Below are 20183 nucleotides of genomic sequence, written 5' to 3'. Positions count from 1 at the left end.
CGCAATAATCAGTGATAATTGCCTTGTTTTTTTCGGCCTCGTAGGAACTTTCAATTTTCGTAAGATATTTTTCAGTTGCTTTTCGATAAATTGAATAAGCGAAAAAAATGCTAAAAGCAAATAGTAAATAATATTCAGTTCCGGTTTCTGAACGATCCCGATATGGATTAAAATAAACTAAAAAAGGTAAAACAAATCCCCAGCTAAAAAATAAATAAAGAACTATTGCACCAAATTTTTCAAACCAATCTTCAGAATAAACTAGTTTATTTTTTTCTATACTTTTTTTAATATTTAAGTCCTTCAATTTTCTCATTACACTTTCTCAAAAACAACCGCCGTATTACAACCGCCAAATCCAGAAGCTGTTTTCAGAAAAAATTGAATACTTGCTTGTTTGTTTTTTTCAATAACATTAATAGTTTCACTAACCCCAATTTCATCAAATCCTTTTGATTCAAAAAGCATATTTCGATTAGCAGATTCTATCGCAATTACGGTCTCTAATAATCCCGAAGCACCTAATGTATGACCGTAAAATCCTTTTAAACTATTCACAGGAACATTTTGTAATCCTAAACGGTTAAGTGCAATCGCTTCCATTTCGTCGTTAAACGGAGTTGCTGTTCCGTGGGCTGAAATATAATCGAGTTTATCAATTTCAATTTGAGCTTCTTTTAAAGCATTCTGAATACTTCTGAACAAACCTTCGCCCGTTCTTGACGGACCCGAAATATGATTCGCATCGTTTATAGAGCTGTCACCAATCACTTTTATTTTTGCAGTTGCCGGATTTGCCGAAACTAAAACAGCTGCGGTTGCTTCGCCCAGACTTACTCCGGTTCTGTTTTTCGAATAGGGTTTACAAGGCAGATCGCTCATAGCCTGAAACGCATTAAAACCGGACAAGACAAATTCAGAAACTTCGTCGCCTGCCACAACAAAAATGTTATCATAAAGTTCTGACTGAATCATTCTTTTTGCAATTGAAACGGCTAAAATTCCAGAAACACAGGCATTAGAAACGATGATTGGCTGTGTTGTAAATCCGAAGAAATCGGAAACATTTTTTGCCAAAACATCTAAATAGGCGTTATTAAAACCTTCTTCAGAATCCTCTTTTAAAGCTGTAATATTTCCTTTTGTGGTTGAAAGTATAAAAGCTGTTTTGGAGTTTAATTCAACTCCTGAATTTTTGATAACAGGCTCTAAAGCCAAAATCATCATTTTTTCCAAACGGGAATATTTTGTTTCAGTACTGATTTTTGAAAAGACACTGTTTATTTTTTCATCGCTAATAACCGAAGCATAAAAAGAAACCGGCATCAGAGAAATATCATTGTGAAGCTGAATACCCGAATCACCACGAAGAATCGCTTCAATGTTTGATTCGACATCAAAGCCTAAAGGAGTGATACAATTCGTTTCTGTGATGTATATTTCTTTTAACATTTTATGATTCTCATTTTCTCCTGCAAGGTTTTTAAACCTTGTAGGTATTTGTTTTAAAGCTTGTCTTAAAAAATGGCTCGAAGATTTTACAGATTAAGCAGGTTTACACAGAGTATTTTATTTTTAATTCGTGAAAATTAGTGCAATCCGTGTTTTACATTAACAATCCAACTTTTCGCTTCCATTCTTCATAAAAAGGAGGATTTGTCAGCATTAAATTCCCGTCTTTATCCAAAAAAACCTGAGTTGTTTCACCCGTGCAGGCAATTTCTCCTTTGTCGTCAATAATTTTAAAACGATAAATCATTTTGGCGGCAGGCGTATCTACAACTGTTGTTTCTATCGTTACCACATCGCCATAACGAAGGGATAATTTATGTTCACATTTTGATTTTACAATTGGGGTAGTGTAGCCGGTTTTGGCAATATCAAGATAGGTCAGTCCGTGCTGGCGGCCAAAAGCTTCTCTTCCATCCTCAAAATAAGTTATATAGTTGCCATGCCAAACGATTCCAAGCGGGTCCGTTTCGTTAAAACGAATCCTGATTTCATGTAAAACGGTCAAATCAGTCGCCTCGTTAAACTGTTCTTTTTTTCTTGTCATAAAATAATGCGATACTGGTTGTAATTATAAAAAATAAAAACAATAAACTTATTTTGGGAATGATTTCTAATAATGATACGTTGCGTAATAAAACATCGTAGAAAGCCTCTAATCCCCAGTTCATTGGTGATGATTTTGCGATTATCTGCATGATTTTCGGCATGGCAAAAACAGGAACCCAAACACCGCCAATTGCTGCCAGAATGATAACACTCGTTGCACCAAAAGGAGCCGATTGTTCCTGTGTGCTGGCAATTGTTCCTAACAAAATTCCGAATCCGATTGCGGCAAAACCAGAAAATAACGCAACTACACTCATTAAAAGCAAATGTCCTTCGATATTTAAAGAAGGCAGACCAATATGCGGAAACAGAAAAACGGCAACGGCAACCATCATATAAAACTGAATCATACAGATTACACCGTAAGTAATCGTTTTTCCGATAATAACAATCAGATTCGAAACCGGATTGGTTAATAACCGGACAAAAGTCCCTTGTGATTTTTCTTTTACGATATTGATAGACAACGGAATTACAATAAAAAATATTGCAAAAAGTGTCCAGGCCGGAACATTGTGCTGTACCGAATTTGGAAGGACTTCCTTGTTGTTTATTTTTGGAATGATTTCCTTAAAAGTAATAAAGCTCTTTTGTTCGAATGAACTGGTTCCATCGCCTAATTGATTTTGAAAAGTTGTGTAAATGGATTTGGTTTCGATCTGCGAAATCATTTTGTCAATCGAATTCATCACAGCATTTTTGAAACTCATCTGAACCGCCGGATCAAAATACAGTTTCACTTCTTTTTCTTTGATTATTCTGGAAGGCTGAGCTATTGCCGAACTGTCTGTCAATCCCATACTGCTGACAATTTTCTCGACATTCTGGTCAATTTTGGCCTGTAAATCGGTACTTAAATTTTGCGGAATTACAATTGCCAGTTGAAATTTTCCTTTGTAAACAGCTTCTCGTGCAATTTCTTCCGTAATGGGTTTATCATCAATTTGCGTAACAACAGTAAACAAACTGCTTTTTTCTAAATTGTCAAAAACGGTTTTAGAAACAGAACCATGATCTTTATCTACCAGTAAAATGGGGATTTTAGAATCGGTAACTTTTTTAAAAGTACTGTCCTGAATCAAAGTAACAGTAATAACCAAAACCAGAGGCATGATAAATAAAATAATCAATCCGCCTAAATCTCTTTTTAGTAAAAGAAATTCCTTTACAACCGACATCCAAATTTTATAAATCATCTCTTAACTCTTTACCGGTTAATGAAATAAAAACATCTTCGAGATTTCGGGCTTCTTTTGTTGAATGAATTAAACCTTCCGGTGATCCTTCTGCAAAAATCCTGCCCTGGTCCAAAATGGCAATATTTGAACAAAAATCTTCGGCTTCAGCCAAATGATGGGAAGTGTAAATAATCGTTGTTCCGTTTTGGTTTAAGACTTTTAGATAATCAATTATGGCATTTTTTGACTGGACATCAACACCAACCGTTGGTTCGTCCAAAAACAAAACTTTCGGATTGTGCAGAATTCCGGCAATCAGATTTACTCTTCGTTTCATTCCGCCTGAGAAAGTTTCGATACGTTTGTCTGCAAATTTCAACAGTCCTAAAAGATCTAAAGTTTCAATCACTTTGTCTTTTAAATCTGCTCCTCTTAAGCCGTACATACTTCCAAAATAATGCAGGTTTTCCCTGGCAGTCAATGTTGGGTATAGGGCATATTCCTGTGGCACAACACCAATTATTTTTTTGATTTTTTTAGAATGACTGGCATAGTTCAGATCATAAATAGTAAAATGACCCGAGCTTGGTTTTATCAAACCGCAAAGCATAGAAATAAGAGTTGTTTTTCCGGCACCGTTTGGGCCCAGTAAACCAAAAATCTGGCCTTCGTATATGTTTAACGAAAAATCGTTCAAGGAATACATTTCTGCATTTTTGTACTTTTTCGAAAGGGATTCTATTTTAATAATGGGATTCAAAATAATTTAGCTTATTGCTTTTTTTAATTTCTTAAAAAAGATTTCTTCTCTGTTGGCAATGTCCAGAAGTTCATCGGCAATAGTGTTGTAAGCATCTTCTTTGGCACTTCTGTTTTTATAAATCCTCGAAGCCTCAACAGCAAAATCTCTCCATGAATCTCCAATTTGAGTCATTTCTTTAGAAAGTGTTTTTAGTTCTTCATTATTTAAAATAACCGAAGCTTCCTGTAAAAAAGCAGCATAAATAAAACGGAAACCACCGCCTCCGGTTCCAATTTCTTCCTGCATACGAACCATTTGTGCCAGGTAATGATTGGCTTTTTTTGTACCATGTTTTAATGGCCATTTTCTAATTTGTCTCGATACAAATTTGATTCCGCGTACACCAACAATTGGCATTGGTGCCAACATATCGCGGCATGTATTTTTAATTCCTTTAATAATGGCACTTTTGAAATCGACAGTTTCCGGAATCTGAATCGGATAATACATTTGTCCGCGGGGAGCAAAAGCACCTTTTGCAAAACGTACTTTGTCTAATTCGTCATGGGTTAAAGTCGTCACAGTTTCCATCACCGGATCACTTACCAGATAATCTGTTTCGGTTTTACCATACACTACCAGGTTGTGTGCATTAAAATGGAAACGGTATTCATCAGGAAAATAACTCAGATGATAAACCCCAACCTGTAATCCCGTAGGAATATTGTTTTTTAAATTTGCATCAAGTGCAGCATTGGCATTTGAAACAGAAGAAAATTTTTGTCTTTTTATTTTTAAATTTAAACGGCTTGCCAGTTTATTAAAGATTTGCCCGGGCAAAGTTCTGTAACTGATTGCGGGAGCATGATTTACTTTTATAAAAGGAAGATACACGAAGAAAAGTCCGGAACCAATACCAAAAACCATTGGTTCGCTGATATTCAGTCCGCTGTTTTTTAACAAATTCGAAGCCACCCCGTTTTCACAGTGAGCAGATTGATGGTGTGTAAAATTTAGCTGCATTATTCTGTTTTGATATTTTTTAGTTCGGCTATTGAAATTTCAAAAGCGTCAGCATATTTCTGTAAAATTTTATCACTTAAGGTAGCAAAATTTTTCGGTTTAAAATGCTTTTTTACACGCCATTTCCACATTCCGACATAACTTGCCAAAATCGTAAGGTCCATTTTGTTGACTTCCATAAAATAAACAACCGGGCTTACTTCGCCATTTAAAACCTGTTGTCTGGCTTCGGCAATTCGCTCGTTTATTTCTTCTATTGAATTAGAAAGGGCAATTGTTTTAGGTTCCCATCCTGTACTTAACGTTGTGGTGTAATTGCCATTTTCGTCAGTTGCGTATAAAAGCTCTTTTACGTTGTTTTTTGTTAAGTTGCTTTTGTCCTGAGGTACATTTTCTTTTTCCATAACGGTTTGTTTTCGAGTGGAATTATTTTAATATAGCCGAAATCGTCTTTTGAATAAACAAATTAATTTCGCACTCTAAAAGTGTTTTTTCTCCGAGAAAGCTTTCGCAGCTCATTGTACATAAAGTATAATCGCCGCCATCAAATTTAGAAACCAGGTTTGCTCTGGTTATAATCGTATCGTAAGCTTTTGGCAGCTCGTGTATTTTGAGGTTTTTTATGGCACTTATAAAACCAATTATATTTACGTCCTGGTTTTCTGATCCGTTCTCATCAAAAAAATATTTTTTTCCGACTATGGCAGAACAGGTCTGTGCTGTGTTTTCTATTAAACCAGCTTCGACAAACACCCCATTGCTGACAAAAATATTATCTTCTCTTATCAGGAAAACAGTTTCTACAAAACTGGCTTCTATATTCAAAATCAAATCCACCATAAGCAGCGGTGCTCTGTGTGGCAGGTAATTCTGAATATCAACAGCAGTTCTCATACAAATATTATTTAGCTATAACGGTTTTCATCTGTCCGTTAGCAATTTCTTCATTGTTTAAAGTCGTTACGATATCAACCAAAGTAATTCCGGCAAATTCCTGGATAATAGTTACTGTTGACTGAATCGTATCGTTGATTTTTGGTAATTTTTTGATTTCAATTTCTTTTATAGAACCAATATAACCCGTAGGCGCTTTTTCATTTCTTAGAAAAAATTCATAGCCTGTATGTAATGCTACAGACTGCGCCATATGTTCTATTAAACCTGCTTCCAGAAAAATATTATTATCAGAAAAGAGGTTGTCGTTTTGAATTTTTAAACCCGAAACCAGTGTCGTTTCGGTAAACGAATACATTTTATCCACCATTACAAAAGGAAACTTTTGTGGCAGTAAATTCTCGACAGCTTCTTTATCCAGTAAAGATATTTCCATTAGCAAACGGTTAAATAAGCATAGGCAAAAGAGAATCTTCCGCTTTCCGGAACAGATAAAAGGATTTTTTCACCTTTTTTCAAATTTCCTGAATTCATTAATTCTTCTAAAGCCAGATAAATAGAAGCAGAACCAACATTACCCACTCTCGAAAGATTCATGAACCATTTCTCATCGCTCATTCCGATTCCTTTTTCTGTTAAACCTTTTTTCAGGCCTTCGACAAAAAAGTTAGAAGAAACGTGAGGAATAAAATATGTGATATCATCTGATGTAACATTGTTTTTATCCATGGCGGCTTTCATGCTTTCAGCTCCTTTAGAAAGTATAAATTCGTCCAGTAATTTTACATCTTGTTTTATAGCAAAAACAGATTCGTTTAACCATTCTTCCGGAGCATAATCACTCCAGGATTTGATTTCACCGTTTTCTAATTTGTCACCTCCGGCGTACATGCAGGTCTCTAATTCATAAGCATATGAAAAAGCTTCCATCCATTCTATTTTTAATGAAATTTCACCTTTCGGTTTGTTTTCCAGTAAAAAAGCACCGGCTCCATCAGAGAGCATCCAACGTAAAAAATCTTTTTTGAAAGCAATAATAGGCTGTTCTTCAAGGTTTTTCAGATTCGTTGTTTCGTGATTGTATTTTTGGGCTAAAAGCCAGGTCGATACTTTTTCAGATCCTGTGCAGACAGCATTTTTTGAATTTCCTGATCTTACGGAAAGAAAGCCAAATTTCAGCGAATTCATTCCGGCACAGCAAACTCCGGTTGATGAGTTTAACTCAACCGATTTATTTTTTAGTAAACCATGTACCATAGCTGCATGCGAAGGAAGAAAAACATCTGGTGTTGAGGTTCCGCAGGAAAGTACTTCAAGATCCTGGGCTGTGAAGTTTTTATCAAATAATTGTTCGACAGCATTTCGGGTTAATTCGGCATTACTGTGAGTGCTTTTTCCTGTTTTATCTACTGCGTAATATCGGCCTGTAATTTTATTATTGCGCAAAATAATACGTCTTGCTTTTGAAGCAGTATCATTGATAAGGCCCAGAAAATCTTCCATTTCCTCATTTGACACAACTTCATTGGGCAAATATTTTGCAGCTTTGGTAATATATACTTCAAACATAATCTAATTTCCTTCTAAACTCCCTGATAATATTGAGTTTCTCTTTTTATGGTTTTTAACTTAATGGGATATGTAATAAGGTGCAATATATATACTATTGGTGAGATTAACCATATCGCGAGGAATAAATAAACATTAAATACTTTAAGAAGTGTTTTTCTGTTTTTTTGATTTTTATAAATAAGGTTTGACCATTTATTGAAAATTTTATTCGCCGTTTTATCTACAGTAACCAGATACGAACTTATATACACCCCGCCAAGTGCTACTAATTTTGGCTGTAAATCACCTAATGTGTTTTGTTTAAAATCAGAAAGCATTGCTTCTCCAAACTTATCCGATTCCTGAATATCCTTGTCTGAAACTCCGGGAAGCGGAAAAATGCCCAAATATTTTTTCTTAACCCCTGAAAACATCCATTCTACAATTGTAATGACACTAATCAAATTTCCGACACGGTCAACCAAAGCTACATTTCCAGCCAATTGTGCATTAGCTTCTTTTAATAAAACTTTGATTTTTTCCTGCGCCATAATCCACATGTTTCTTGAACCACTGATGGTTATTACAGGCGTATTGTTCAATATTTTTTTTCCGGAATCACTTTTCAAAAATGAATTTATCGGAATAGAAGGTGACAAATACCATACCTGATAATGAAATAATATTAAGTCAAATTTTGTATTTAATATTTCTTCCGGAACTGGTTTTAATTCTCTTGGAATTTGTAGAAAAGACTCCGGAAATGCATCAAAAAATGAATTTTTGTCCCACGGAAACGGAAATGGTTTTTCTAACTGTATTTCGTGAAAAGTTACATTTATTTCATCAGAATTTAAGAATGGTTTTGCGATATTTTTTGCAATCGATTCTAATTGTCCGGATTGGGAATAATAAATAACAAGAACATTTTTCATTTAGGTTTAGTCTTTGGTGGAAAGCAAAAATAAGTATTTTTTTTTAACGGCTTTTGATTTTAAGATTCGTTTACGTATTGTTGTTTTCAGGAAAAAAGAATCTTTCCGAAGATTTTACGGGCCAAAGAAATTTATGACTTAAAGTGGTTCCAGAAATCAAAATAATTGAACCATTGCAGAGGGTACTTATACAGGATGTTTTCTACACTTTGTGTATATTCTTTGAGGAGCCCTTTTTCATCGCGATGTTTCACGGTTGCTTCTCTGGCATACAAATGATAGTGCAAATTTGGTTCTTTCATTACATAAACAAAAACAACCGGAACTTTTAATCGGGAAGCAATCAAGAATGGACCAGCCGGGAAGTGTGCCTCTTCGTTCAGCATTTTTTCAGAAAGAGATTTGGTGCCTTCAAAGTAGCGGTCTCCCGTAAAACAAACCAGTTCATTGTTTGCCAAAGCCGCATTGATCTCAAAAATATGAGACAGGTCGTCTTTGATAATAATAAACTTTACGGTAGGTTTCTGAGTGATTGTTTCGAGATATTTTTTAATATCTGAATGTTCTAAATCGGTGGTCACAAGATTGATTTGAAAATCAAGGTCTATATCGCCAAGAAAATGTTCGGCGATTTCAAAATTCCCAACATGTGCACTGATCAAAACACCGCCTTTTTTTTCGGCTAAAAGATTTTTCAGAATTTCTATTCCGTCAAATTCATAAGTGAACCTGTTTCGCATTCCTGCAGAAATAGAAATTTTGTCAATAATAGTTTGTCCAAAAGTATAATAACTTCTGAAAACCATTTTTTTGGATTTAAAATAGGAATATCCGAGTCTTTCTTTGAAATAATAAAAAATGACGCGATTGCTTTTCTTCAGGAATAAAAAATAATAGGAGGCAACAAAATAAAGTAAAACATATGCTGATTTGATACCCGCTTTTTTTATTAAAAAAACAAATATTCTATAGCCTAAAACGGTACCTTTTGATTTACCATCCCATTGGTTCATTAAGCAGTTTTAGCTTTTAATTTAGCCTCAATGAGGTCATAGAAATTTTGAAAAGTAGCGATTCCGACAAAATCAGCCTCTACCAGTTTTACACCAAAATTAGATTCAATAGAAACCACTAAATCTACATAATCTAAACTATCTAAACCCAGTGTATCTTTTAAATTAGCGTTTGGTTCAATATCATCGCCGTCAACCTCAAATTCCTCAACCAAAAAACCATTAATTCTTTCTATTATTTCTTCTTTATTCATCACTTCATTTAAACTTTTTAACTACCAACGCAGAGTTGGTTCCTCCAAACCCGAAGGAATTGGACAAAAATATGTCAAATTTTTTGTTTAACGTAGTTTTAACTAAATTTAATTTCGAAGCGTCTTCATCCGGGTTTTCCAAATTAATGTTAGGGGCAATAAAATCGTGCTGCATCATAATTATAGAGTAAATTATTTCGCTTGCTCCGGCCATCCAGCATTCGTGTCCTGTCATGGATTTTGTAGAACTAATGTGAGGATTTTCTTTACCAAAAACTTCAAAAATTGCTTTTGCTTCGTTTGCATCTCCAACCGGAGTTGAAGTCGCGTGCGCATTTATATAGCCAATGTCTGATGGTTTCAGGTTTGCATCGTCAAGTGCTCTTTGCATTGCAATAGAGGGACCTTCTACATTTGGAGTCGAAATATGCCCTCCGTTTGATGAAAATCCATAACCGGCAACTTCTGCTATAATATTGGCGCCCCGGGCAATTGCTGATTCATAGCTTTCTAAGATTAAAGTAGCGCCGCCGCCACTCGGAATTAATCCGTCACGTCCTGAATCAAAAGGTCTTGAAGCTTTTTCAGGGTCGTTTTCACGATTAGAAAAAACGCCTAGACCATCAAAACTGCTCATGGAGTATTTGTTGGTTTCCTGCGAACCTCCGCAGATAATAATGTCCTGGAAACCACTTTTTATTAAAAAATAGGCCAGTCCGATAGAATGTGAGCCACTTGCGCAGGCTGCACTTACGGTCAGATTGATTCCTCTAAGTTTAAATATAGTAGATAAATTCATGGTAACGGTAGAATTCATCGATTTGAAAATGGCTCCTGAACCAATTAAAGCAGTGTCTTTTTTCTCGCGGACAATATCTGTAGCATCAACAATAGCTTTAGAAACACTGTCATTACCATACATAATTCCCACTTCGCGGTTTTCAAAAAAAGCATCGTCGATATTCGCGTTTTTAAGTGCCTCAATTGTTGCCATATAAGCAAATTCGGTTTCTTCACCAATGCTCATACGCTGTCTGCGGTTCAGTAAATTTTTCAGATCAACTTTAGGAACTATTCCGGTTAAGGCAGACTGATAGCCAAATTCTTTCCTTTCAGGATCAAACTGAATTCCGGATTTTCCATGATATAAGGATTCCTTTACTTCATCTAAAGAAGTTCCGATACAAGAATAAATTCCCATTCCAGTAATTACAACTCTCTTATTCATCGTCTTTCAAAGTAATTTTTTAATCCATTAAATGTAATTTTTAATATTCATCTAATGGCTAATTTTTTAAGAATATATTCCTCCGTTTATATTGATAATTTCGCCTGTAATGTAACTTGCTTTTTTAGAAATCAAAAAGCTTACCAAATCTGCAACTTCTTCTGCTTCTCCAAAACGATTCACCGGAATAAGTTTTAGTAATTCTTTCTCGTCTAACTGGCTGGTCATATCGGTTCTGATAAAACCTGGCGCCACTGCATTTACCGTAATGTTTCTTTTGGCAACTTCCTGGGCCAATGCTTTTGTCGCCGCCACAATTGCCCCTTTTGCAGCAGAATAGTTAGTTTGTCCGGCTGTTCCTTTTACACCCGATACAGAAACCATGTTTACTATTCGGCCATATTTATTACGCAGCATTTTCTGAATGAAAAACTGTGTTACATTAAAGAAACCGTTCAGACTTGTATTTACAACGCCGTTCCAGTCTTCGGGAGTCATCCACATAAAAAGGCCATCTTTTGTAATACCGGCATTGTTTACAATTGCTTCAACAATGGCGTCAGGATTGGCTTCCTGCCATTTGGTTAAAGTGTTTTGTACGTCATCAAAACTAGAAACATCGAAACCTAAAATTTCTCCGGACGCTCCTAATTTCTGAATTTCCTGAAGTGTTTCTTCGGCAGCAGTTTTATTAGAGTGATAATTAATCAAAATATGATAATCGGCCTCAACGGCTAATTTTTTACAAATAGCACTTCCAATTCCTCTTGAACCGCCTGTTACTAATACACATTTCATCTATGCAGGTTTTATTTTTTATAGGTCATAAAATGATATCGCTTTATAGGTTTGCTCACGCAGTTTTTATAAAGAATGACTTCATTTATGTACATTTATTTTTACTTCTTTTTGCCAGCTGTTTTCTTTACTGTTTTTGCAGTTGGTTTAGCTTCTTGTTTCGTTTCCTGTTTTGGTTTTTCAGCAGCAATTTCAGCAGTATAATTTTTTTCTGATTTTGAAAATAATTCCGCATTTTCAAACCACTGGTTGCCCAGAACAGTTCCGTCAGGTTTAAGAAAACCCCATTTTCCTTCATTTTTTACACGGGCAATACCATTAATAAAACCTTTGTCCTGCTGCACAAAAAGAGCAATTACAAATCCGTTTGCGGTAATGCCGTATTGGGTTGGGATTACTAATTTTCCGGTTTCATTAATAAAACCCCAGTTACTTTCTTTTACAGGGGCTAAACCATTTGAACTGAAAACTTCTGCATCGCTGTACGTTGGCGGAATGATAAATTCTGCTTTTGGGTTAATATATCCCCATTTTGAACCGATACAAACAGGGGCTAAATTTTTAGAAAAAGCTCTTGCTTTATCATAAATTGGGAGAATCGCCCAGTTTCCTTTTAAGTCAATGAATCCGATTTTTCCGTTCTTTTTGGCAAAAGTCAGATCCTGCGTATCAAAATCATATATTTTTTCGGCACCATCAACAGGAATAAATTTACCGGCACTAACAAGACCGAAAGTTTTATCTTTTCTGGCCCAGGTTGTGTTTTTAAAATAATTGCCGATTTCAGAATAAGCAGTTTCAACCAGTTCTTTTCCTTCAGTGTTTATAATTCCCCAGTTTTTGTTCAATTCAACTCTGGCAAAACCATTTTCAAAAGGTTTGATCTGATCGTATTTTGGTTCCAGAACAACGGCCATTTTGTTGTTGATTAATCCAACTTTATTATTTTGTCTGATAAAAGCAACACCATTATTAAAATCAAATAATTTATCAGAAGCGGGAGCTTTTTGAATCTCTCCTTTTGTATTGATATAAACCCACTCTTTATCTTTTTGTACGATTGCTATTCCGCTGTTAAAATCTTTAGCATCTTTAAAATCTGCCGGAATTACCCAGCTTCCTTTTGTATCAATAAAACCCCATTTGCCTCCATTTTCGACAGCGGCTAAACCGTCAGAAAAACTTCTCGCAGATTTGTACTGAGGCTCAATCTTAAAAGATCCGTCTTTGGAAATATATCCAATTTTGGAATTTTTTTTAACTAATGCCAATTCTTGACTATTAACAAATTGAATACATAGCAGAAACAAAAAAATAAATGTTTTTTTCATGATTTTAAAATTCAATTAATAATGTGTGATAGAAGCTTAAGTATTGATCAGATGATCTTTTACTTTTTGGACAAAAGGATACATGACCTGATCTTCCTTAAATTCAGGAATGATATTTCGAACATCGTCGTACCATTTTTTAGTTACTGACGAAATTTTATTTTTTTGCCCTAAATAATCAATTGCCTGAACAATGGTAATCAACTCGATAGCCAAAACTTCAAAGGCATTTTCGATTACTTTTGACGTAATTACCGCTGCATTTGTTCCCATACTTACAATATCCTGATTATCATTGTTATTCGGAATACTGTGAACATACATTGGGTTAGATAACATTTGGCTTTCTGCAGTTGTAGAAGTTGCGGTAAACTGAACGCCCTGCATTCCGAAATTAAATCCCAATGTTCCCAAGTTTACAAACGGAGGAAGGATTTCGTTAATTTTTGAGTTCAGTAAATAATTTAGCTGACGTTCTGCCAGCATCGTTAATTTGGTAATAACGATTTTTAATTTATCCATTTCAAGCGAAATATAATCTCCGTGGAAATTTCCGCCGTGGTAAACGTGTTTGTTTTTTACGTCGATAATCGGATTGTCATTTGCCGAGTTAAATTCGTCTTCTAAAATAGAAGCAACATTGTTTATGGTTTCTAAGACCGGTCCCAAAATTTGAGGCACGCATCTTAGTGAATAATATTCCTGAACTTTTTCCTTGAAAATTTCTTCTGTATTTTCTCCGGAATATAAATGGTCTTCCCTTTTGCGGATCAGAGTACTGTCAGAAAGATTTTTTCTCATTCTTTCTGCCACTTCCTGTTGTCCTTTATGACGTTTGGTTTGGTTTAATTCTGCTGAGAAATGATCATCATACGCCTGAACCAGTTCGTTAATAGCACAAGAAGCTTTTAATGACCAGTCTAATAATTTATTCGCGTGATGAACATTTACAACTCCAATTCCGGTCATAACCGAAGTTCCGTTGATCAAAGCCAGACCTTCTCTGATTTCTACCTGAATTGGTTTTAAACCTTCAATTTCAAAAACTTCCTGAGTTGGTCTTCTTTCTCCTTTATAAAAAACTTCACCTTCGCCAATCAAAACCAGGGCAAGGTGTGATAGTTGAACTAAATCTCCACTGGCACCAACTCCTCCGTGTTCAAAAATTAATGGCGTAATATCTCTGTTTATAAGTTCTGCCATTAAATGAATAACTGACGGATGCACGCCTGAATTACCTAAAGAGAGTGTATTTAATCTTGCTAAAATTGCTGCTTTTGCACAAACAGGGCTCAAAGGTTTTCCTGTTCCTGATGAATGGCTTCTGATTAAATTATATTGCAACTGGATCTGGTCAGATTCTTTAATACGGTATTGAGCCATTGGCCCGAAACCTGTGTTTACGCCATAAATTACTTTGTTTCCTGAAAATTCTTTTAAGAAATTAAAGCTTTCATTTACTCTGTTTAAAACAACATCACTGACTACCACTTTATTATTTCCAAAGATAATAGACTCGAATTCTGCTAAACTTAAATATTCATTAATTGTATTCATTAAATCGGTTTTGATTGTGCTAATTTAATTTTATTTATCAAAATAAATGTAGTTATTTTGATGATGGCAAATGTAAGTTAATAAATTATAACATTTCTAATATGACACAGGAGTTTGTAGATGTTTTAATCATAGGCGCAGGACCTTCCGGATGTGTTTCTGCATCCTATCTTCATAAAAATAATGTTAAGATAAAAGTTGTCGAAAAAACAAAATTTCCAAGACTTGTGGTTGGCGAAAGCCTTATACCGAGGGTCATGGATCATTTTGCTGAGGCCGAGCTCTTTGAAAGTCTCGATGCTATGAATTTTGAAAAGAAACTAGGTGCGCGTTTTATAAGAAAAGATGAAATTTGTGTTTTTGATTTCAGCAAAAAATTTGGTGAAGGCTGGGACTGGACCTGGCAGGTGCCAAGAGCCGATTTTGACAACACAATGGCACAGGAAATAATCAGAAAAGGAATTGATCTGGAATTTGAATCTGAAGTTCTGGAAGTTTCTTTTGAAGGGAAAAATTCAAAAACGATAGTAAAAGATAAAGACGGGAACCTAAAAGAAATCCACGCTAAATTTATAATTGATTCCAGCGGCTACGGACGTGTTTTGCCAAGACTTTTAGATTTGGACACGCCGTCAAAATTAGATCCGCATTCTTCGATATTTACGCACGTAAAAGACATAAACAGAGAAGAAGGCGAGGAAGGAACTCAAATTTCGTTTGATATTCTGGAAACGGAAGTTTGGTTATGGGTAATCCCGTTTTCTAACGGAAATACAAGTTTGGGAGTTGTAGGGCCGACCGATTTCATTAATTCGCTTTCAGAAAATAAGGATAATGCAGAGGCTTTGCGCAATGCAATTCAGCTTTCTGACTATTATATAAAAAGATTTAAGGGAACCGAATTTTTATTCGAGCCGGTTAAATTGGAAAATTATTCAAGAGCCGTAAAAAGAATGTACGGAGACGGTTTTGCCTTAACAGGAAACAGTTCTGAATTTTTAGACCCGGTATTTTCTTCAGGTGTAGCTTTTGCAACCGAATCCGGAATGCTGGCAGCAAAATTATACTTAAAAGAATCGCAGGGAATTCCTGTTGACTGGGAAGTAGAATTTACACAATACATGAAACGCGGTATTGCCGTTTTTACCACTTATGTGCAGGAATGGTATACCGGAAATCTTCAGACTTTATTTTTCCATCAGCCGGAAAATCCTAATGTAAAAGAAAAAATATGTTCTGTTCTGGCAGGTTATGTCTGGAATGAGGAAAATCCTTTTGTAAAAAAACATGATCATGTTATAGCTAATATGGCGTATTTACTGAATATGCAAAAAGAACAAAGTCCTGAATAATCAGGGCTTTTTTTCTGTCTGAAAAGTTGTATTTTTGTTCTATCAGGTATTTATTCATCGAAAGTGTAAATTCGTATTTTACACTACGATGATGTATGATACATATTCTATTTTTATTCTTAATTATTATTTTTGAGCTATGAGTACAGTAATGAAACCAAACCATATAGGGCGAAAAATAAGTCGTATTCGTGAATTAAAAGACATGAAACAAGAAGCCCTTGCGCAAGCTTTAGGAACAAATCAACAGGCTATTTCGGCTATGGAAAATAGTGAAAATGTGGATGAAGAAAAATTTATCCAGGTTGCAAAAGCTCTTGGTGTAAGTGTTGAAGCTATTAAGAATTTTTCTGAAGAGGCAATATTTAATATTATTGGAAATACAATCAATAATAATGATAATGCATCAATGAATTCAAATATTCAATATCAACCAACATTTAATCCAATTGATAAGGTGGTTGAATTATATGAAAGATTAGTGCAATCTGAAAAAGAGAAAATTGAATATTTGGAAAAATTGCTGAAAGGGAAATAAACTTTATATAAAATATATCAAACAAAAAGAGGAACCAATCTGGTATCCTCTTTTTTCTTCAAAAGAAATAGTTTTTTCATAATCTTAATTTATCATATATAAACCATCTTCAAGTTTTTTGCCTTCAGGTAAGTACAAATAAATTCCGGGCATAAAAACAGCTTCATTGTTTCGTTTATTGACATAATCGATACGTAAAGCACCGCTACCTCTATATGGGTATTCCATTGAATTTAATTGAAGAAATGCAATTTTACCATTACCAAAAAATACAATTCTATAGTTTTCTATAGGCAGTACTTTTATGTTTTTTTTGTTAAAATCATCACGATACTCTTCCCATAGTTTATTTATATCAGCCTTTCTTTTATACAACGATATAGCATTTCTTTTTTCTTCTCCAAAATTTAGTTGCGCTAATAAAGTGAGATCTTTATTGTTATATATTTTGCCATACTCTCGGTAAAATTCTACAGCTTTTTGCTCTAGTAATTTTTGATCTAATTTGGTTAAATCTTGTCCTTTTGTCCAGCCTTCGTTTTCGTAGGGAACATAAGCATTAAAGGAAAACGTAAATTCATAATAAGGTTTGCCCGATGCAATAAAATTTCCTTTAGAATCGTTTAGACTTGTATGTTTTATAATTACTTCTTCGTCTTCGAGTCTTTTCTCGCCATTATTATCCATTTTAATAATTGAGATTGAGACAGCAGTATTGTTTGTTAGGGTTGTGACAGTATCTCCCTCTCCATATTCTTCTTTTATTAAATCACCTACAGGATATAAACGATAAGTTAATTTTTGTTCTCCACTTTTTAGGATTGCGTCATTTATTTCCAGTGGAGTGGCATAATTTGAAAGTTCATAATCACGATACATCCTATAATCATTAATCAAAATTTCAACAACACAGTTGATTTTATTTATACGTATATAATACATTGGCTGTTTGTCATAATATTTTATACTATTGTATAATCTTTGCTCGAAATTGTTTGCATTAATTTCCGGATATTGGGTATTCATAGTGTTTGTGTTTGTTGATTGTTTTTTTTCTTGTCCGCATGCAAAAACAAATATTAAAACTCCAATTAAAAGAAATAGTTTTTTCATAATCTTAATTTATCATATATAAACCATCTTCGAGTTTTTTGCCTTCGGGTAAGTATAATAGTATTTTAGGCATATAAGTTGATTCATCACTGTCAAGGATTAATGCTCCACCACCTCTATAAGTTATGTTCAGTGAGTTAAGTTGTAAAAAAACGATTCTTCCATTACCCCAAAATGTCATTTTATAATTTTCGATAGGTAACATTTTGATATTATTTTCATTTATATCATTTAAATATTCTTTCCAGAGCTTATTAATGTCAGATGCTCTTTTGTAAAATGAAATGGCATTTCTTTTTTCTTCACCAAAACTTAATTGTGCTAATAGGTTAAGATCTTTGTTTTGATATATTTTGCCATATTCTTTATAAAATTCTACCGCTTTTTGCTCCAGTAGTTTTGGATCTAATTTGGTTAAATCTTGCCCATTATACCATCCAATGTTTTCATAAGGAACATAAGCATTAAAAGAAAACGTAAATTCGTAATATGGTTTACCAGATGCGATAAAGTTGCCTTTCACATCATTGAGACTTGTATGTTTGATAACAAGTTCTTCATCTTCTAATTTTTTTTCGCCATTATTATCCATTTTAATAATAGAGATTGAAATAGATGTATTATTTGTTAATTTGGTAACGGTATCGCCCTCTCCATATTCTTCTTTTATTAAATCACCAACAGGGTATAAACGATAGGTTAATTTCTGTTCTCCGCTTTTTAGTATTGCATCATTAATTTCCAGTGGAGTAGCGTAATTGGAAAGTTCATAATCTTTATGTACTCTATAGTCATTTACGAAAATTTCAACTAAACAATTTATTTTATTAACACGCATAAAATACATAGGTTCTTTTTCATAATGTTTTACTGCATTTGATAATTTTTGTTCAAAATTTGTAGCATTGACTTCCGGATATTGTATATTCATGATTTTTGTATTTATGGGTTTTTTATTCTCTTTTCCGCAAGCTGAAAATAAAATAGCAAGTGAAAATGTTATAAGAAAGTTTTTCATATTATTTTGGTTCAGTAATTGTTTCTTTTTCAAATAAGTATATTTTTTCACCTTTTACAACGTAAGGTTGTACTAGAACAAAAGAGGTGTTAGGGATTGATTTATCGCTGTTTTTGTCAGTTTTATTTTTGTCTCTTTTTTCTACACTCCCAGAAAAACTACCCGCAATACCAGAGAAAATAACATTATCTACATAGTATGATTTTGGGTTTTCATAAAAATATTTACGTTCGTAAAATAAGCTTCCATGTATTTCGGCTTGACCCTCTACCTTGGTTTCATGGTCTATTACTGGTACAACACCTTGTATAAAATCGGGTGCATATCGCATGATCCATTCGGTTTTTATATGGTAACCTGCTTTTAGTTTGCAAGTTGCTACTGCGTCGATTCCTTTTTTGCGGCCTATAATAGCTTTGCTGTTGTTTACATAATTTTCTAACTGGTCTTTTACATTTACAGCTTCTGTGAGATGATTTATAAATACTTGATAATTGACTTGATATTCTCCTTTTATGGTTAAAATAAATTCGAGTTCCTGACCTAATTTTTTTGCCCATGCATCGACACTATTTTGTATGCTTTCTTCAAGCCAGTCAATAGTTTTGTTCACATCGTTTGTGTTAATTGGGCTTGGCATTTTGTTAGGATCTTTTGGTACTTTGTTTAGTTTGTCCTGAATTTTTTTAAGCAGGGTTATTTTTCCAAAAATAGACATGGCTTTTCTGGCATAATCAAATACTTTTGAGACTCCAGTTAGATCTGTAATAATGCTTCCTAAGGTATGTTTGTCTTCATACTGTAAACCAAATAAAGGTAATGCCGAGACTTTTTCAGTTTGTATAAAGGCAATTCTGCCATCGGGTTGTTTTTCGTAGTACTGTGCTCTGTAGGTTGTTATTTTAGGAGTTATTAATTCAAACCCCTTTCTTTTAGCCATAATGGCTACTTTGTTGCCATACTTATCTATAGAAGCTACAACTCGTCCAGCTTTTGTAGCAATTGCTCCTCTTCCTCTTGTTAGATAGAGAATCAAAGCATCAATGATTACAGAAAGAATAACGCAGGTAATAATCAGAGATCTGGCTATCCACTTATATTTGGCGGTATAATCCATGATAACTGCAGGTTTTTGCTGTTTTTCATCAAAAGAATGATAGGCATGAACACCAAATCCAAAATGATTAGCGGAGTTTTCTAAATAATCAGAAATCAGGTCTGAAATTATTTTGTTTATAAAATCCGGAGGATTATTAAAAGATAGTTTTACAGCTATATCAATATACTTTTTTGCATACTTTAATTCTTCTTTTAAACCACTTTGCATATTTATTTTAATATCCTTAAAAAAGCCTCCGTCAGGTTTGTCATATTGGAAATGGTATGCCCATGCCACATCTGGAAGTAATTCGATATTTATAATATGCTGATAACTGCAGGTCGCAAGCGGTATCGTGGCTTTTGTAGCAGGTAGGGGTAAAATATATTCTGTAAAAAATTGCCTGTAATCGTCTTCAAATTTATATTTGAAATTATTTTC

The 20183-nt window shown here is 34.3% G+C and carries 22 protein-coding genes; 2 read left to right on the top strand and 20 right to left on the bottom strand.

Translation table 11 applies throughout. The features are described 5' to 3' along the window. The 17 genes from DCO46_RS23085 to hutH form a co-directional block, all read right to left on the bottom strand. A partial coding sequence (locus tag DCO46_RS23085) for a hypothetical protein (protein ID WP_207784979.1) occupies positions 1-316 on the bottom strand: 316 nt, incomplete at its 3' end. Further along, the gene (locus DCO46_RS18140; protein WP_116753904.1) at positions 316-1452 is read right to left on the bottom strand and encodes a beta-ketoacyl synthase N-terminal-like domain-containing protein; all 1137 of its coding nucleotides are present in this window, start codon (positions 1450-1452) and stop codon (positions 316-318) included. The genes DCO46_RS18140 and DCO46_RS23085, both read right to left, overlap by 1 nt. A gap of 154 nt (positions 1453-1606) precedes the next feature. After that, positions 1607-2056 (bottom strand): acyl-CoA thioesterase, encoded by a 450-nt coding sequence (locus tag DCO46_RS18135; RefSeq protein ID WP_116753903.1) that lies wholly within the window; start codon positions 2054-2056, stop codon positions 1607-1609. Further along, the gene (locus DCO46_RS18130) at positions 2031-3314 is read right to left on the bottom strand and encodes an ABC transporter permease (protein WP_165829010.1); all 1284 of its coding nucleotides are present in this window, start codon (positions 3312-3314) and stop codon (positions 2031-2033) included. Before DCO46_RS18130 ends, DCO46_RS18135 begins: the two co-directional genes overlap by 26 nt. After that, entirely contained in the window at positions 3304-4002 is a 699-nt protein-coding gene (locus DCO46_RS18125; RefSeq protein WP_165829008.1) for an ABC transporter ATP-binding protein, read from the bottom strand. Before DCO46_RS18125 ends, DCO46_RS18130 begins: the two co-directional genes overlap by 11 nt. Before the next feature lie 60 nt (positions 4003-4062). After that, positions 4063-5061: a BtrH N-terminal domain-containing protein gene (locus DCO46_RS18120; protein WP_116753901.1), complete on the bottom strand. Its 999-nt coding sequence runs from the start codon at positions 5059-5061 to the stop codon at positions 4063-4065. After that, on the bottom strand, positions 5061-5465 hold the full coding sequence (locus DCO46_RS18115) for a hypothetical protein (RefSeq protein WP_116753900.1): 405 nt from the start codon (positions 5463-5465) through the stop codon (positions 5061-5063). The genes DCO46_RS18120 and DCO46_RS18115 overlap by 1 nt, the downstream gene beginning before the upstream one ends. Before the next feature lie 22 nt (positions 5466-5487). Further along, positions 5488-5955 (bottom strand): ABC transporter permease, encoded by a 468-nt coding sequence (locus tag DCO46_RS18110; RefSeq protein WP_116753899.1) that lies wholly within the window; start codon positions 5953-5955, stop codon positions 5488-5490. Positions 5956-5962: 7 nt separating this feature from the next. Further along, complete coding sequence (locus DCO46_RS18105) at positions 5963-6391, bottom strand: hypothetical protein (RefSeq protein ID WP_116753898.1); 429 nt, start codon at positions 6389-6391, stop codon at positions 5963-5965. After that, entirely contained in the window at positions 6391-7524 is a 1134-nt protein-coding gene (locus DCO46_RS18100) for a beta-ketoacyl-ACP synthase III (RefSeq protein WP_116753897.1), read from the bottom strand. Before DCO46_RS18100 ends, DCO46_RS18105 begins: the two co-directional genes overlap by 1 nt. Before the next feature lie 14 nt (positions 7525-7538). Further along, positions 7539-8441, bottom strand: a complete 903-nt coding sequence (locus DCO46_RS18095) for a hypothetical protein (protein WP_116753896.1) — start codon at positions 8439-8441, stop codon at positions 7539-7541. 131 nt (positions 8442-8572) lie between these two features. After that, the gene (locus tag DCO46_RS18090; RefSeq protein WP_116753895.1) at positions 8573-9454 is read right to left on the bottom strand and encodes a lipid A biosynthesis acyltransferase; all 882 of its coding nucleotides are present in this window, start codon (positions 9452-9454) and stop codon (positions 8573-8575) included. After that, on the bottom strand, positions 9454-9708 hold the full coding sequence (locus DCO46_RS18085) for an acyl carrier protein (RefSeq protein ID WP_116753894.1): 255 nt from the start codon (positions 9706-9708) through the stop codon (positions 9454-9456). The genes DCO46_RS18090 and DCO46_RS18085 overlap by 1 nt, the downstream gene beginning before the upstream one ends. A 4-nt stretch (positions 9709-9712) precedes the next feature. Further along, positions 9713-10936, bottom strand: a complete 1224-nt coding sequence (locus tag DCO46_RS18080) for a beta-ketoacyl-[acyl-carrier-protein] synthase family protein (RefSeq protein WP_116753893.1) — start codon at positions 10934-10936, stop codon at positions 9713-9715. A gap of 66 nt (positions 10937-11002) precedes the next feature. After that, entirely contained in the window at positions 11003-11734 is a 732-nt protein-coding gene (gene fabG / locus DCO46_RS18075; RefSeq protein WP_116753892.1) for a 3-oxoacyl-ACP reductase FabG, read from the bottom strand. 101 nt (positions 11735-11835) lie between these two features. Beyond that, complete coding sequence (locus DCO46_RS18070) at positions 11836-13065, bottom strand: WG repeat-containing protein (protein WP_116753891.1); 1230 nt, start codon at positions 13063-13065, stop codon at positions 11836-11838. 36 nt (positions 13066-13101) lie between these two features. Then, the gene (gene hutH / locus DCO46_RS18065; protein WP_116753890.1) at positions 13102-14622 is read right to left on the bottom strand and encodes a histidine ammonia-lyase; all 1521 of its coding nucleotides are present in this window, start codon (positions 14620-14622) and stop codon (positions 13102-13104) included. A 101-nt stretch (positions 14623-14723) separates the two neighbouring features. Between hutH and DCO46_RS18060 the strand changes: the two genes are divergently transcribed. After that, the gene (locus DCO46_RS18060) at positions 14724-15974 is read left to right on the top strand and encodes an NAD(P)/FAD-dependent oxidoreductase (protein ID WP_116753889.1); all 1251 of its coding nucleotides are present in this window, start codon (positions 14724-14726) and stop codon (positions 15972-15974) included. 139 nt (positions 15975-16113) lie between these two features. Next, positions 16114-16512, top strand: coding sequence for a helix-turn-helix domain-containing protein (locus DCO46_RS18055; protein WP_116753888.1), 399 nt, complete (start codon positions 16114-16116; stop codon positions 16510-16512). An 84-nt stretch (positions 16513-16596) separates the two neighbouring features. Here the strand turns inward: DCO46_RS18055 and DCO46_RS18050 are convergent, their stop codons facing one another. From DCO46_RS18050 to DCO46_RS22770, 3 genes are all read right to left on the bottom strand, one after another. Then, entirely contained in the window at positions 16597-17625 is a 1029-nt protein-coding gene (locus DCO46_RS18050; protein WP_116753887.1) for a hypothetical protein, read from the bottom strand. 4 nt (positions 17626-17629) lie between these two features. Then, positions 17630-18643 carry a hypothetical protein gene (locus DCO46_RS18045; protein WP_165829006.1) on the bottom strand — a complete coding sequence of 338 codons (1014 nt, stop codon included), beginning with the start codon at positions 18641-18643 and terminating at the stop codon, positions 17630-17632. 1 nt (position 18644) lies between these two features. Further along, positions 18645-20183, bottom strand: a 1539-nt coding sequence (locus tag DCO46_RS22770) for a hypothetical protein (protein ID WP_165829004.1), incomplete at its 5' end; no start/stop codon positions are given.

The organism is Flavobacterium sp. HTF (assembly GCF_003105115.1).
Taxonomy (GTDB): Bacteria; Bacteroidota; Bacteroidia; order Flavobacteriales; family Flavobacteriaceae; genus Flavobacterium.
Note: the sequence above shows the minus strand (reverse complement) of the source record. Positions and strands in the feature narration are given on the sequence as shown.

Excerpts from the sequence above, each read along its gene's own strand:
- DCO46_RS18140 (WP_116753904.1), bottom strand. The coding sequence starts at position 1,452 with ATGTTAAAAGAAATATACATCACAGAAACGAATTGTATCACTCCTTTA.
- DCO46_RS18135 (WP_116753903.1), bottom strand. The coding sequence starts at position 2,056 with ATGACAAGAAAAAAAGAACAGTTTAACGAGGCGACTGATTTGACCGTT.
- DCO46_RS18130 (WP_165829010.1), bottom strand. The coding sequence starts at position 3,314 with ATGATTTATAAAATTTGGATGTCGGTTGTAAAGGAATTTCTTTTACTA.
- DCO46_RS18125 (WP_165829008.1), bottom strand. The coding sequence starts at position 4,002 with ATGTATTCCTTGAACGATTTTTCGTTAAACATATACGAAGGCCAGATT.
- DCO46_RS18120 (WP_116753901.1), bottom strand. The coding sequence starts at position 5,061 with ATGCAGCTAAATTTTACACACCATCAATCTGCTCACTGTGAAAACGGG.
- DCO46_RS18115 (WP_116753900.1), bottom strand. The coding sequence starts at position 5,465 with ATGGAAAAAGAAAATGTACCTCAGGACAAAAGCAACTTAACAAAAAAC.
- DCO46_RS18110 (WP_116753899.1), bottom strand. The coding sequence starts at position 5,955 with ATGAGAACTGCTGTTGATATTCAGAATTACCTGCCACACAGAGCACCG.
- DCO46_RS18105 (WP_116753898.1), bottom strand. The coding sequence starts at position 6,391 with ATGGAAATATCTTTACTGGATAAAGAAGCTGTCGAGAATTTACTGCCA.
- DCO46_RS18100 (WP_116753897.1), bottom strand. The coding sequence starts at position 7,524 with ATGTTTGAAGTATATATTACCAAAGCTGCAAAATATTTGCCCAATGAA.
- DCO46_RS18095 (WP_116753896.1), bottom strand. The coding sequence starts at position 8,441 with ATGAAAAATGTTCTTGTTATTTATTATTCCCAATCCGGACAATTAGAA.
- DCO46_RS18090 (WP_116753895.1), bottom strand. The coding sequence starts at position 9,454 with ATGAACCAATGGGATGGTAAATCAAAAGGTACCGTTTTAGGCTATAGA.
- DCO46_RS18085 (WP_116753894.1), bottom strand. The coding sequence starts at position 9,708 with ATGAATAAAGAAGAAATAATAGAAAGAATTAATGGTTTTTTGGTTGAG.
- DCO46_RS18080 (WP_116753893.1), bottom strand. The coding sequence starts at position 10,936 with ATGAATAAGAGAGTTGTAATTACTGGAATGGGAATTTATTCTTGTATC.
- fabG (WP_116753892.1), bottom strand. The coding sequence starts at position 11,734 with ATGAAATGTGTATTAGTAACAGGCGGTTCAAGAGGAATTGGAAGTGCT.
- DCO46_RS18070 (WP_116753891.1), bottom strand. The coding sequence starts at position 13,065 with ATGAAAAAAACATTTATTTTTTTGTTTCTGCTATGTATTCAATTTGTT.
- hutH (WP_116753890.1), bottom strand. The coding sequence starts at position 14,622 with ATGAATACAATTAATGAATATTTAAGTTTAGCAGAATTCGAGTCTATT.
- DCO46_RS18060 (WP_116753889.1), top strand. The coding sequence starts at position 14,724 with ATGACACAGGAGTTTGTAGATGTTTTAATCATAGGCGCAGGACCTTCC.
- DCO46_RS18055 (WP_116753888.1), top strand. The coding sequence starts at position 16,114 with ATGAGTACAGTAATGAAACCAAACCATATAGGGCGAAAAATAAGTCGT.
- DCO46_RS18050 (WP_116753887.1), bottom strand. The coding sequence starts at position 17,625 with ATGAAAAAACTATTTCTTTTAATTGGAGTTTTAATATTTGTTTTTGCA.
- DCO46_RS18045 (WP_165829006.1), bottom strand. The coding sequence starts at position 18,643 with ATGAAAAACTTTCTTATAACATTTTCACTTGCTATTTTATTTTCAGCT.